Origin of the sequence: Agrococcus sp. SL85, from assembly GCF_026625845.1 — a bacterium.
GTDB lineage: Bacteria > Actinomycetota > Actinomycetes > Actinomycetales > Microbacteriaceae > Agrococcus.
This window is the reverse complement of the sequence record NZ_CP113066.1, coordinates 1,312,939-1,325,003: the sequence shown is the minus strand read 5'-3', so window position 1 is coordinate 1,325,003 and position 12,065 is coordinate 1,312,939. Positions and strand designations below refer to the sequence as shown.

Genomic DNA, 12,065 nt, shown 5'->3' with positions numbered 1-12,065 from the left:
TTGGAGCATGACCGACGCCTCGACGCACTCCGCGGCGCCCGCGCCCGCCGGCCACCAGAGCCCCGGCGGCGAGTGGTGGCGCACCGCCGTGATCTACCAGATCTACCCCCGCTCCTTCGCCGACGCCTCGGGCGACGGCGTCGGCGACCTCGCCGGCATCGCCGCGCGCCTGCCGCAGGTGGCGGCGCTCGGGGTCGACGCGATCTGGCTGAGCCCGTTCTACACCTCGCCGCAGAAGGACGCCGGCTACGACGTCGCCGACTACCGCGACGTCGACCCGCTCTTCGGCACCCTCGATGACTTCGACGCGATGCTCGCGACGGCCCACGAGCTGGGCCTCAAGGTGATCGTCGACCTCGTGCCGAACCACTCCTCCGACCAGCACGAGTGGTTCCAGGCGGCGCTCGCGGCCGCGCCCGGCAGCCCCGAGCGCTCGCGCTACATCTTCCGCGACGGCACGGGCCCCGAGGGCTCGCTGCCGCCGAACAACTGGCAGTCGATCTTCGGCGGCCCCGCGTGGACCCGCGTGCCCGACGGCCAGTGGTACCTGCACCTGTTCGACTCCTCGCAGCCCGACTTCGACTGGCTGGACCCGGAGGTCGGCGAGATGTTCGTCGACGTGCTGCGCTTCTGGCTCGACCGGGGCGTCGACGGCTTCCGCGTCGACGTCGCCCACGGCAACGTGAAGGCGCCGGGCCTGCCCGACATCGACGCCGAGATGGTCGAGGCCGGGTCGATGGAGTCGCCGTTCTTCGGCCAGGAGGACGTGCACGAGATCTACCGCCGCTGGCACCGCGTGCTCGCCGAGTACGAGGGCGACCGCGTGCTGTGCGCGGAGGCGTGGGTCTCGCCGCTCGAGAAGATGGCGCGCTACGTGCGGCCCGACGAGATGCACCAGGCCTTCAACTTCGTCTACCTCGAGACCCCCTGGGACGCCGCGCGCCTGCGCGAGGTCATCGACCGCTCGCTGCGCGCCTTCGGCGAGGTGGGTGCGCCGAGCACCTGGGTGCTCTCGAACCACGACACGATCCGCCACCGCACGCGCCTCGCGCTCGTGCCGCCGCCGCCCCACGGCGCGGGCATCGGCCCGACCTCGGCGTCGAAGGCCGACCCGACCGTCTCGCTCCGCCGCGGCCGCGCCGCCACCGCGCTCATGCTCGCGCTGCCCGGCAGCGCCTACGTCTACCAGGGCGAGGAGCTGGGCCTGCCGGAGGTGACGGCCATCGAGGCCCACCAGCGCCAGGACCCGACCTTCGCGCGCACCGCGGGCGAGCTGTGGGGCCGCGACGGCTGCCGCGTGCCGATCCCGTGGGAGGCCGACGCCCCGGCCTACGGCTTCAGCGGCACGGGCGAGAGCTGGCTGCCGCAGCCGCCCGCGTGGGCGGAGCTCGCGCGCGACCGCCAGGAGGGCGACGCCGGCTCGACGCTCGAGCTCTACCGCCGCGCGCTCGCGCTGCGCGCCGAGCACGGGCTCGGCTCGGGCTCGGTGGAGTGGCTCGACGTGGGCCGCACGGCGCTCGCGTTCCGCAACGGCGACGTGACGGTCGTCGCGAACCTCGGCCACGACGCGGTCGACGTGCCGCGCGGCGAGATCCTGCTCGCCTCGTCGTCGCTCGACTCGGCCTCGCTCGCCGCCGACGAGGTGGTCTGGGTGCGCACGCGCTGACCGGATGCACGAAGGGCCCCGCCGCTGGCGGGGCCCTTCGTCGTGCCGGAGGCTCAGTAGCCGCGGTACTCGAGGTTCTGCTCGCGCGTCTGCAGCCAGAGCACGGGGTCGAACGAGACGTAGTCGCTGTTCTTCAGCTCGAGGTGCAGGTGCGGGCCCGTGGAGCGGCCGGAGTTGCCGACCTGGCCGATGACGGTCGTGATGTCGACGACCTGGCCGACCTCCACCTGGATGGAGCCGGGCAGCATGTGCGCGTACCAGGACTGCACGAACTCGCCGTCGATGTTGTGGTCGATGAAGACCGCGTAGCCGCCGCCGCCCGGGTTGTTGCCCTGCCAGACGGCCGAGACGACGCCGTTCGCGATCGGCCGGATCTCGGTGCCGAGGCCGGGGGTGAAGTCGGAGCCGCCGTGGAAGCCGCCCGGTCGGTAGCCGAAGCCGCTCGAGACGGGCACCTGGTCCATGTGCGGGAGGGGCGTCTGCACGTAGCTCGTCTGCAGCATGCCCCACACCTGCGGGAAGGCGGGGTCGCCCGTGTAGGAGGGGCCGGCCGCCTCCCCGTCGGCGACGGCCTGGTAGGCGGCGAGCTCGCCCGGCGACATGCGCGCGGCCGCGATCTGGTCGTGGACGACGACGTCGTCGCGCGCGAGGAACTGCGGCTGCCCGTTCGCGACGCCCTCGAGCGTCTGCTCGCCGGACTCGATCTGCGCGACCGTCGGGTCGATGCCGCCCGGGGCTTGCACGGCCTGCGCGGGCAGCGAGGTGACGACGACGAGCGAGCCGATGAAGAGCAGGGAGCCCGCGGCGGTGATCCGCTGCGCGAGCCGGCGCGCGCGGCGGGAGGAGCGGCCGCGGGGCGGGGCGGCGGGCGCCGAGGACAGCGTGCGGGGCGCGAGCGACCGCGGCTGGCGCACGACGAGCGGCGGGATCTGCGCGGCCTCGCCTGCCCCGAGCGAGGGGGCGTCGACCGTGATGACGGGCGCCTCGAAGGCGGCCTCCGCCATCTGCACGGGGAGCTCCTCGGCGACCTGGGTCGCGGCCTCGCGCATGGCGCGGCGGCTCGTGTAGAGGGGCGCGGAGTCGGGGCTGACGTGCACGGCCTCGGCTGCATCCGCCTCGGTCGCGGTCTCGACGATCGCCTCGGCGGCCCGCTCCCGCTCGCGCAGCTGCCGACGGGTGGGACCCGACTCGTGGGGTCGCTCGGCACCCGCAGCGGACGCGCGCAGGGCGCGTCGTGTGGGGTGCGTCACGGTGATGTCGGTTCCTTCGTCAGCTCGGCGTGCTCTCGCGCGGCCAGGAGCTGGAGTCGCGATGCGTGCGTCCGATCGTCGCATGGCGCCGTGCACGGAGGCAACGGCGCGCGGGGACGTCCTGGCCGATCCAGCCACCCAATGTAACGGAATGGTAACGGCGTCGCAAGGGTGTCACACCCGATCGGCCCCGAGGGCGCCGAGGCGCGCGTCGAGCTCGTCGACGAGCCCGGGCGCCGCGGCGAGCAGGAAGCCCGAGCTCGCAGGGCCGCCGCCGAGCCCCTGCACGACGCCGCCCGCCTCCTGGACCACGAGCGCGCCGGCGGCCATGTCCCACGGGTTGAGGCCCCGCTCGTAGTACGCGTTCAGCCGCCCGGTGGCCACCCAGCAGAGGTCGAGCGCGGCCGAGCCGCCACGGCGCACGTCGCGCACCTCGCCCAGCAGGCCCGCGAGCACCGCACCCTGCCGCATGCGCCGCTCCGCGTCGTAGCCGAAGCCGGTGCCGACGAGCGCGACCTCGGGCGCCACGGCCTCCGCGACGCGGATGGGGCGCCCGTCGAGCCGCGCGCCGCCCCCGCGGAGCGCCTCGAAGCGCTCCCCCGTGGCGCCGTTGACCACCGCGCCCGAGAGCGCGCGCCAGGTGGTGGGATCCGGCTCGCCCTCGACGAGCGCGATCGAGACCGCATAGGCCGGGATGTCGTAGAAGTAGTTGACCGTGCCGTCGATCGGGTCGATGACCCACGTGAGGCCGCTCGTGCCCGCGACGCTCGTACCCTCCTCGCCGAGGATGCCGTCGTCAGGGCGGGCGGCGAGGATGCGGTCGACCACGAGCCGCTCGACCTCGCGGTCGGCCTCCGTGACGATGTCGACGAGGCTCGTCTTGCTGGCGGCGACGTCGACGCCCTCGGCCCGGCGGGTGCGCGCCAGGTCGGCGGCCTCGACCGCCAGGCCGACGACGAGGTCGTGGAGCTCGCGCATGCTCCGAACCTACCGCGCGCGCGGGCGCCCCGTCGTCGGGGCGTCGAGCGGCGGTGGACGACGCCGCCCGGAGGCCGAGACGCGCGGTCGTCGGAGGCGGTCGGCGGCGGATGTTAGGATCGTCCTCGGCTTTCGGGCCACGGCGAGTTACCCAAGCGGCCAAAGGGATCTGACTGTAAATCAGCTGTCATCGACTTCGGGGGTTCGAATCCCTCACTCGCCACCATCGCGAAGCCCCGCCTCGGCGGGGCTTCCGGCGTCTCAGGGGCGCGATCGGGCGCGCAGCCCGCGCTCGATCGCGGCGGCGGCGTGCGCAGGATCGCGATCGGCGACGAGGCGGATCCGATCCTCGTCCCACGTCGCGCAGCCCTCGCGGCGGGCCTGGACCGACGCCCAGGTGGGCTCCGGGATGCCCGGGAGGTCGCGGGCGCGACCCTCGAGGCGCTCGCGGTGGGCGCCGCGATCCGGCGCGAGCACCTCGACGAAGCGGAGGTCGACGCCCTCGGCCGCCGCGAGGTCGCGCCACTGCTGCCGCGCCTCCGGTGCGTCGTTCACGGCGTCGACGATGACGTCGTGGCCGAGCCGCAGCTGCTCGCGCGCGACCATCTCGGCGGCGACGTAGGCCGCGAGGCCCGTGGGCTGGTCGGGCGCGATGCCGGCGCGGAGCATGGCCGCCTCGATGGGGTCGGCGGCCACGACCGCGCAGCCGATGCGGCGCGCGAGCGCAGCGGCGATCGTGCTCTTGCCGCTCCCGGGGAGCCCCGCCATCACGATGAGCATGCGACCGAGCCTAGGGAGCGGCGCGCAGGCGGGGCGCATAGGATCTGCGCATGGCAGATTCCAGCTTCGACGTGGTCAGCAAGGTCGACAAGATGGAGGCCGACAACGCGGTCAACCAGGCCCGCAAGGAGGTCGAGCAGCGCTACGACTTCAAGGGCGTGGGCGCGGACGTCTCCTGGAGCGGCGAGAAGGTGCTGCTGAAGGCCAGCACCGAGGAGCGCGTGAAGGCCGTGCTCGACGTGCTGCAGACCAAGTTCATCAAGCGCGGCATCGACCTCAAGATGCTCGACCAGGGCGACCCCTACCCCTCGGGCAAGGAGTACCGCATCGAGGTCGGCATCAAGGACGGCATCTCGAGCGAGAACGCGAAGAAGGTCTCGAAGCTCATCCGCGACGAGGCGCCCAAGACGGTGAAGAGCCAGATCCAGGGCGACGAGGTGCGCGTCACCTCCAAGAGCCGCGACGACCTGCAGGCGACGATCGCGATGCTCAAGGGCGCCGACCTCGACATCGACCTGCAGTTCGTCAACTTCCGCTGACGCCGACGCTCCCCCGCGACGCGCCGTGATCCAGGAGCTGCTGCAGGCGCTGTACTGGCCCTGGATCGTCCTCGACGTCGCCCTGCGCATCGCCGCCCTCATCGTCGTGCCGTACAACCGGCGGCCCGCGGCGGCGATCGCGTGGCTGCTCGTGATCCAGCTGCAGCCGGTGCTCGGCTGGATCGTGTTCGGCCTGCTCGGCAACAACCGGCTGCCGCGCGGCCGCTTCGCGAAGATGGCGGCGATCCGCGACCTCATCGCCGAGTCGACCGCCGACATCGACGACGCGCCCGCGCGCCGCGATCGGCCCGAGTGGCTGCCGGGCGTGCTCGAGCTCAACCGCGCGCTCTCGTCGATGCCGCACGCGGGCCCCGCGGACGCGATCGTGTGGGGCGAGTTCGACACGCAGCTCGAGGCGATGGCCCGCCGGATCGACGAGGCCGAGCACTTCGTGCACGTCGAGTTCTACCTCATCGTCGCCTCCGAGCGCACCGAGCCGTTCTTCGCCGCGCTCGAGCGCGCCGCGGCGCGCGGCGTCACCGTCCGCGTGCTCGTCGACCACCTCACGAGCATCCGCTACCCGCGCCGCAGGGAGACGAAGGCGCGGCTCGAGGCCATGGGCGCCGAGCTGTGCGACATGCTGCCGCTGCGGCCGTGGCGCGGGCAGTGGCAGCGGCCCGACCTGCGCAACCACCGCAAGCTCGTCGTCATCGACGGGCAGGTCGGCTTCACCGGCTCGCTCAACCTCGTCGACCCCTCCTACCTGCTGCGCAAGAACATCCGACGCGGGCTGCAGTGGCGCGACGCGTGGGTGGAGCTGAGCGGCCCGCCCGTGCGCGAGCTCGACGTGCTGTTCTGGTCGGACTGGTGGGCGGAGTCGAACGAGCTCGTCGAGCTGGCCTCGACCGACCCGGCGCCCGGCGGCGAGCTGCTGGCATCGATCGTGCCCTCGGGGCCCGGCTTCGAGGGCGAGCTGAACCTGCGGGTCTTCCTCGAGCTCGTGCACGCGGCCGAGGAGCGCATCATCATCGTCTCGCCGTACTTCGTGCCCGACGACTCCATGCGCTACGCCATCACCTCTGCGGCGCTGCGAGGCGTGCAGGTGGAGCTCTTCGCGAGCGAGATCGGCGACCAGTTCTGGACCCACCACGCGCAGCGCAGCTACTACGAGGAGCTGCTGGAGGCGGGCGTGGCGATCACGCTGTTCTCCTCCCCCACGGTGCTGCACTCGAAGTTCATGGTGTTCGACGACCAGGTCTCGGTGATCGGCTCGTCGAACATCGACCTGCGCTCCTTCAGCCTCAACTTCGAGGTCTCGATGCTCGTCGAGGGCCGCGGCATGGTCACGCAGCTCGATGGCATCGCCGAGGGCTACCGGCGGCAGTCGACGACGCTCACGCTCGAGGACTGGATGGCGCGGCCGCGCATCGCGCAGATCTTCGACTCGATCGCGCGGCTCACCTCGGCGCTGCAGTAGCCCGGTCCGGCCCGGCCTCAGCCGAGCAGCATCGAGAGCGCGAGCACGAGCGCCACGGCCACGACGATCGTGCGCAGCACCCATGCAGGCACGCGCCGGGCGAGCCGGCCGCCCACGACGCCGCCCACGAGCGAGCCGACGAGCATGATGGCCACGAGCCCCCACTCGACGAGCGGCGAGAACGCCAGCACGAGCACGCCCGCGGCGTTCACGACGAACGAGACGAGGTTCTTGATCGCGTTGTGGTGCTGCAGGCTGTCGTGGATCGCGACGCCCAGCAGCGCGAGCATCATGATGCCGATCCCTGCGCCGAAGTAGGCCCCGTAGGCGCCGATCGCCAGGAAGGCGATCCGAACGCCCCAGCCGCCCGCGGCCGCAGGGTCCGGCTCGCCCTCGGCGCGCCGCTGGACGACGCGGGTCACGAGCGGCTGCACCGCGAACAGGCCCGCGGCGGCGAGCACGAGCCACGGCACGATCGCGGTGAACGAGTCGGACGGCGTCACGAGCAGCAGCACCGCGCCGAGCACGCCGCCGACCGCCGCCCACGGCGCGTTCACGAGGAACCGACGACGGCGCTCGCGCAGCTCGTCGCGGTACGCGAGCGCGCCTCCGACGCTGCCCGCGAGGAGGCCGACGGAGGAGGTGATGTTCGCCGCGAGCGGCGTCATGCCGGCCGCGAGCATCGCGGGGAACGTGATGAGCGTGCCGCCGCCCGCCGCGGCGTTCATCGCGCCCGCGACGACCGCCGCGAGCGCGACGAGGAGGACGCCGCTCAGGCTCCACGGTGCGCGGGGGCCTCGTGACGCGTGCGCCTGCGGCGCGCGCTCCTCGACCAGCGGGGACGACGCGTGCGCCTGCGGCGCGCGCTCCTCGACCAGCCGGGGCGACGCGATCCGCCGCGACGGGCGGGTCACTCGGCGCGCGAGACGCGCACCATCTCGTCGCGCGGCACGACCTTGATGCGTGCGCGGCCCTCGGGCTCGCCCAGCGACATCTCGTGCTCGTCGAGGCGGATCCAGCCCGCGATGTCGGTCCACGCGACGCCGCGCTCCGCCAGCAGCGCGGGCACCGCGTCGGCGTCGTACGGCTGCGGCTCCCAGCGGCTGTTGTCGTCGGCGAGCAGCTGCTCGATCGTCTCCTTCGCGTCGGACTTCGTGTGGCCGATGAGGCCCACCGGTCCGCGCTTGATCCAGCCGGTCGCGTAGAGGCCGGGCACCGGGCGCATCCCGTCCATCACGCGGCCCGCCTCGTTCGGGATGACGCCGCGCAGCTCGTCGAAGGGCACGCCGGGCAGCGGCGACGAGAAGTAGCCGACGGCGCGGTAGACCGCCTGCACCGGGAACTCGCGCAGCTCGCCCGTGCCCTCGACGCCCGTGCCGTCCTCCGTCGGCTGCGTGCGCTCGATGCGGAGCGCCTCGACCCTGCCGTCGCCGAGCACGGCGTCCGGCCGCGACCAGAAGTGCAGGTGCAGGCGGCGGGAGGCCTGGCCGACCTCGCGCGTGCGCCACTGCTCGAGCGTGCGCGAGATGACGAGGATCTGCTTGTTCTGCTTCTGCTGCTCCTCGTTCGGGTCGATCCCGAAGTCCTCGTCGTGGACGATCATGTCGACGTCGCGCAGCTCGCCGAGCTCCCGCAGCTCGAGCGGCGTGAACTTCACGCCGAGCGGCCCGCGGCGGCCGAAGACGTGCACGTCGGTGACCGGCGAGGCCCGGAGGCCCTCGTAGACGTTGGCCGGCACCTCGGTCGGCAGCAGGTCCTCCGGGTGCTTCACGAGCACGCGCGCGACGTCGAGCGCCACGTTGCCGACGCCGATGACCGCGATCTCCTTCGCCTCGAGCGGCCACTCGCGCGGCACGTCGGGGTGGCCGTCGTACCAGGAGACGACGTCGGCGGCGCCGTAGGAGCCCTCGAGGTCGATGCCGGGGATGTCGAGCGGCGCGTCCTTCGTGGCGCCGGTGGCGAAGATGACGCCGTGGTAGTGCTGCTGGAGGTCCTCGAGCGTCACGTCCTCGCCGAAGCGCACGTTGCCGAACAGCCGCACGACGCCCGACTCCAGCACCTCGCGGAGCGCCCGGATGATGCCCGTGATGCGGGGGTGGTCGGGGGCGACGCCGTAGCGGACGAGGCCGTACGGCGCGGGCAGGTGCTCGAACAGGTCGATGAGCACCTCGCCACCGCGCGCGGCGACCTCCTTCTTCAGGATGTCGGCTGCGTAGATGCCGGCGGGGCCGGCGCCGACCACGGCGATGCGGAGCGTCTCGCTCACGGTCCTCCTCGGGTGCGGGGCGCGCGTGCGCCCGGTCTGGCTAGCGGGTGCGGGCGACGACGTGCTCGGCGAACGCGACGAGTCCGCGGCGCACGGTGCCCTGCGGGAGCGCCTCGAGCGCGGCCAGGGCGTCGCGCTGCCAGCGCTCGGCCTCGGCGACGGTCTCGGCGACCACGGGGTGCGCGGCGAGCTCGGCGACCGCCGCGGCGAGGTCGGCCTCGTCGGCGGGCTCGGCCAGGCGCGCCCGGAGCGCCACGGAGGCGTCGTCGGTACGGGCCGCGAGCAGCAGCGTCGGCAGGGTCACGACGCCCGCGCGCACGTCGGTGCCGGCATCCTTGCCGGTGTCGGGGTCGCTCGAGAGGTCGATGACGTCGTCGACGAGCTGGAAGGCGACGCCGATCCGCTCGCCGAACTCGCGCACCGGCTCCCGGTAGGCGGCGTCGGCGCCGCTCACGAGCACGCCGAGCTCGCCCGCGGCCGCGATGAGCGAGCCCGTCTTGTCGGCGAGCACCTGCAGGTAGTGCTGCACGGGATCGCCGTCGCGGGGGCCGAGGGTCTCGTGCAGCTGGCCGAGGCACAGCCGCTCGAAGGTGCGCGACTGCAGCGCCGCGACCTCCGAGCCGAGCGGCGCGGTGAGCGCGCCCGCGCGCGCGAACAGGAGGTCGCCCGCGAGGATCGCGACCGAGTTGCCCCACACGGTGTGCGCCGAGGGCACCCCGCGGCGGGTGTCGGCCTCGTCCATGACGTCGTCGTGGTACAGGCTCGCGAGGTGGGTGAGCTCGACCACCTCGGCGGCCGTCAGCACGTCGTCGTCGATGCCGTCGCCCAGGTGCGCGGCGAGCAGCAGCAGCAGCGGCCGGGCGCGCTTGCCGCCCGCCTCGAGCAGGTAGCGGGTGACGGCGTCGACCACGGGGTCGGTGATGCGCAGGTGCCGCTCGAGGCGCTCCTCGAGCGAGGCGAGCCCGCGGTCGACCGCGTCGACGACGCGCTTGTCGGCCGGCGTCGCGAAGCGCGCGCCGGTGAGCCCGAAGGCCGAGACGGTCGATGCCATCAGGCGTCCTGGTCCTCCGGGAGGGCGTGGCGGGGGATCCGCATGGCCGCGGTCGCCTCCGTGGGCTTCCGGCCGCGGTGCAGCGCGACGACGCCCATCGTGAGGTTGCGGTGCGCGACTCGCGTGAAGCCCGCCGTGCGGATCCACTGCGAGAGCGTCTGCTGCTCCGGCCACGAGCGGATCGACTCGACGAGGTAGCGGTAGGCCTCGGGGTTCGAGGAGGCGACGCGGGCGAGGCCCGGCAGCACCGTGCCGAGGTAGGCCTCGTACGAGCGCCGCACGACGTCGACGGGCGGCTGCGAGAACTCGCACACGAACAGTCGGCCGCCGGGCTTCAGCACGCGCAGGAACTCCGAGAGCGCCTGGCGCGGGTGCTGCACGTTGCGGAGGCCGAAGGAGATCGTGACCGCGTCGAAGGTGTCGGCCCGGAAGGGCAGCTCCTCGGCCGAGCCGAGCACGAACTCGATGTCGGGGTGGCGGCGGCGGCCCTCCTCGACCATGCCGGCGCTGAGGTCGAGGGCGGTCACGAGCGCGCCGGCCTTCGCCATCGGCGCCGCCGAGGCACCCGTGCCCGCGGCCACGTCGAGGATGCGCTCCCCCGGCTGCGGCCGCACGGCCCGCTGCATGTGGATGCGCCACAGGCGGTCGTTGCCGCCGGAGAGCAGCGAGTTGAGGAGGTCATAGCGCTTGGCGGTCGCGTCGAACATGCCCGCGATCTCGCTCGGATCCTTCTGCATGTCTGCCCTGCTCACGCCCTCCATCCTAGGCGTCCGCGCGTGCGCGCCGCCGGGCGGTCGTCCAGGGTTCGGCGGGCGTAGGCTGGCAGCCATGGGAGGCCTGCGGGCGCGCTCGGAGCGCGCGGAGCTCGGGCGCCTGCTGGAGCACGCGAGCCCTCGCTCGCCGCTCGCGATCCGCCGCGGCGCCGACGGCATCGTGGGCCGCGGCGAGGCGCTGCGCCTCACCTTCCGCGGCGCCGGTCGCTTCGCCGACGCCGCCGCCGCGTGGCGCGAGGTCGCCGCGGCCGCCGAGGTCGACGACGCCGTCGGCGTGCCGGGCTCGGGCCTCGTCGCCTTCGGCGCCTTCGCCTTCGACGACGCCTCCGCCGCCGAGAGCGTGCTCGTCGTGCCGCGCCTGGTCGTGGGCCGACGCGGCGACGACGAGTGGATCACGCGGATCGGCGCCGAGGGCGACGACGACCTGCCGATGCACGAGACCGCGATCGACGAGGTGCGCGTGGGCCTCGCCGACGGCGCGATCGGGCGCAAGCGCTACCGCGCGATCGTCGCCGAGGCCGTGGCGCGCATCCGCGCCGGCGAGGCCGAGAAGCTCGTGGTCGCGCGCGACCGCGTGGGCGCGCTGCCCGAGGGCGGCGACGTGCGCTCGGTGATCGTGGGCCTCGGGCGCCGCTACCCGGACGCCGTGGCCTACGCGGTCGACGGGCTCGTGGGCGCGAGCCCCGAGACGCTCGTGGCCGCGCACCGCGGCCACTTCTTCTCGCGCGTGCTCGCGGGCACCGCCGCGCGCGGCGCGACGCCCGCGCTCGACGCCGAGATCGCCGAGGCGCTCGCGACGGGCGACAAGGACCTCCGCGAGCACCGCTTCGCCGCCGACTCCGCGATCGAGGTGCTGCGCGCCATCGCGCCCGACGCGAGCGCCTCCGAGCCGTTCCCGCTGCGGCTGCCGAACCTCTGGCACCTCGCGACCGACATCACCGGCACGCTCGGGGCGCGCTCGACGCTCGACGTGCTCGCGCTCCTGCACCCGACCGCCGCCGTCGCCGGCACGCCGCGCGAGGCCTCGCTGCGGATCATCCGCGAGCTCGAGGGCATCGACCGCGGCCGGTACGCGGGACCGGTCGGCTGGGTCGACGGCGAGGGCGGCGGCGAGTGGGTGATCGCGCTGCGCGGCGCCGAGATCGCCGCCGACGGCGCGATCCGCGCCTTCGCAGGCGCCGGCGTCGTCGCGGGCTCCGACCCCGAGGCCGAGCTCGCGGAGACGGCCGTGAAGCTGCGACCCATCACCGACGCCCTCGCGGACCCGCTGCCGTAGGCCCCGCTG

The 12,065-nt window shown here is 74.0% G+C and carries 11 protein-coding genes and 1 tRNA gene; 5 read left to right on the top strand and 7 right to left on the bottom strand.

Going from position 1 to position 12,065, the window contains the following annotated elements:
- The first annotated feature begins 7 nt into the window (after positions 1–7).
- Positions 8–1,666, top strand: coding sequence for a glycoside hydrolase family 13 protein (locus tag OVA14_RS06500; protein WP_267505426.1), 1,659 nt, complete (start codon positions 8–10; stop codon positions 1,664–1,666).
- Between the two features lie 53 nt (positions 1,667–1,719).
- On the opposite strand, the gene OVA14_RS06495 is transcribed toward OVA14_RS06500, so the two are convergent.
- A complete protein-coding gene (locus OVA14_RS06495; RefSeq protein WP_267505425.1) occupies positions 1,720–2,916 on the bottom strand; it encodes a M23 family metallopeptidase in 1,197 nt (398 codons plus the stop codon).
- Between the two features lie 174 nt (positions 2,917–3,090).
- Positions 3,091–3,894, bottom strand: coding sequence for an inositol monophosphatase family protein (locus OVA14_RS06490; RefSeq protein WP_267505424.1), 804 nt, complete (start codon positions 3,892–3,894; stop codon positions 3,091–3,093).
- Positions 3,895–4,035: 141 nt separating this feature from the next.
- Between OVA14_RS06490 and OVA14_RS06485 the strand changes: the two genes are divergently transcribed.
- Positions 4,036–4,120 (top strand) — tRNA-Tyr (locus tag OVA14_RS06485).
- Positions 4,121–4,155: 35 nt separating this feature from the next.
- Here the strand turns inward: OVA14_RS06485 and OVA14_RS06480 are convergent.
- Positions 4,156–4,674, bottom strand: a complete 519-nt coding sequence (locus OVA14_RS06480) for an AAA family ATPase (protein WP_267505423.1) — start codon at positions 4,672–4,674, stop codon at positions 4,156–4,158.
- Between the two features lie 50 nt (positions 4,675–4,724).
- Between OVA14_RS06480 and OVA14_RS06475 the strand changes: the two genes are divergently transcribed.
- Both OVA14_RS06475 and OVA14_RS06470 read left to right on the top strand, forming a co-directional pair.
- A complete protein-coding gene (locus OVA14_RS06475; protein WP_267505422.1) occupies positions 4,725–5,213 on the top strand; it encodes a YajQ family cyclic di-GMP-binding protein in 489 nt (162 codons plus the stop codon).
- Positions 5,214–5,238: 25 nt separating this feature from the next.
- Complete coding sequence (locus OVA14_RS06470) at positions 5,239–6,690, top strand: phospholipase D-like domain-containing protein (protein WP_267505421.1); 1,452 nt, start codon at positions 5,239–5,241, stop codon at positions 6,688–6,690.
- 17 nt (positions 6,691–6,707) lie between these two features.
- Here OVA14_RS06470 and OVA14_RS06465 read toward each other — a convergent pair whose 3' ends face one another.
- From OVA14_RS06465 to OVA14_RS06450, 4 genes are read right to left on the bottom strand one after another with little or no spacing between them, the layout of a single operon-like run.
- A complete protein-coding gene (locus tag OVA14_RS06465) occupies positions 6,708–7,604 on the bottom strand; it encodes a sulfite exporter TauE/SafE family protein (RefSeq protein ID WP_267505420.1) in 897 nt (298 codons plus the stop codon).
- Positions 7,601–8,956 (bottom strand): FAD-dependent oxidoreductase, encoded by a 1,356-nt coding sequence (locus OVA14_RS06460; protein ID WP_267505419.1) that lies wholly within the window; start codon positions 8,954–8,956, stop codon positions 7,601–7,603. The genes OVA14_RS06465 and OVA14_RS06460 overlap by 4 nt, the downstream gene beginning before the upstream one ends.
- Before the next feature lie 40 nt (positions 8,957–8,996).
- Positions 8,997–10,007: a polyprenyl synthetase family protein gene (locus OVA14_RS06455; protein WP_267505418.1), complete on the bottom strand. Its 1,011-nt coding sequence runs from the start codon at positions 10,005–10,007 to the stop codon at positions 8,997–8,999.
- Positions 10,007–10,768, bottom strand: coding sequence for a class I SAM-dependent methyltransferase (locus OVA14_RS06450; RefSeq protein WP_420710627.1), 762 nt, complete (start codon positions 10,766–10,768; stop codon positions 10,007–10,009). Before OVA14_RS06450 ends, OVA14_RS06455 begins: the two co-directional genes overlap by 1 nt.
- Positions 10,769–10,835: 67 nt before the next feature.
- Here OVA14_RS06450 and OVA14_RS06445 point away from each other — a divergent pair, with 67 nt between their 5' ends.
- A complete protein-coding gene (locus OVA14_RS06445) occupies positions 10,836–12,056 on the top strand; it encodes an isochorismate synthase (RefSeq protein ID WP_267505416.1) in 1,221 nt (406 codons plus the stop codon).
- Positions 12,057–12,065: the final 9 nt, after the last annotated feature.

Excerpts from the sequence above, each read along its gene's own strand:
- OVA14_RS06500 (WP_267505426.1), top strand. The coding sequence starts at position 8 with ATGACCGACGCCTCGACGCACTCCGCGGCGCCCGCGCCCGCCGGCCAC.
- OVA14_RS06490 (WP_267505424.1), bottom strand. The coding sequence starts at position 3,894 with ATGCGCGAGCTCCACGACCTCGTCGTCGGCCTGGCGGTCGAGGCCGCC.
- OVA14_RS06480 (WP_267505423.1), bottom strand. The coding sequence starts at position 4,674 with ATGCTCATCGTGATGGCGGGGCTCCCCGGGAGCGGCAAGAGCACGATC.
- OVA14_RS06475 (WP_267505422.1), top strand. The coding sequence starts at position 4,725 with ATGGCAGATTCCAGCTTCGACGTGGTCAGCAAGGTCGACAAGATGGAG.
- OVA14_RS06455 (WP_267505418.1), bottom strand. The coding sequence starts at position 10,007 with ATGGCATCGACCGTCTCGGCCTTCGGGCTCACCGGCGCGCGCTTCGCG.
- OVA14_RS06450 (WP_420710627.1), bottom strand. The coding sequence starts at position 10,768 with ATGGAGGGCGTGAGCAGGGCAGACATGCAGAAGGATCCGAGCGAGATC.
- OVA14_RS06445 (WP_267505416.1), top strand. The coding sequence starts at position 10,836 with ATGGGAGGCCTGCGGGCGCGCTCGGAGCGCGCGGAGCTCGGGCGCCTG.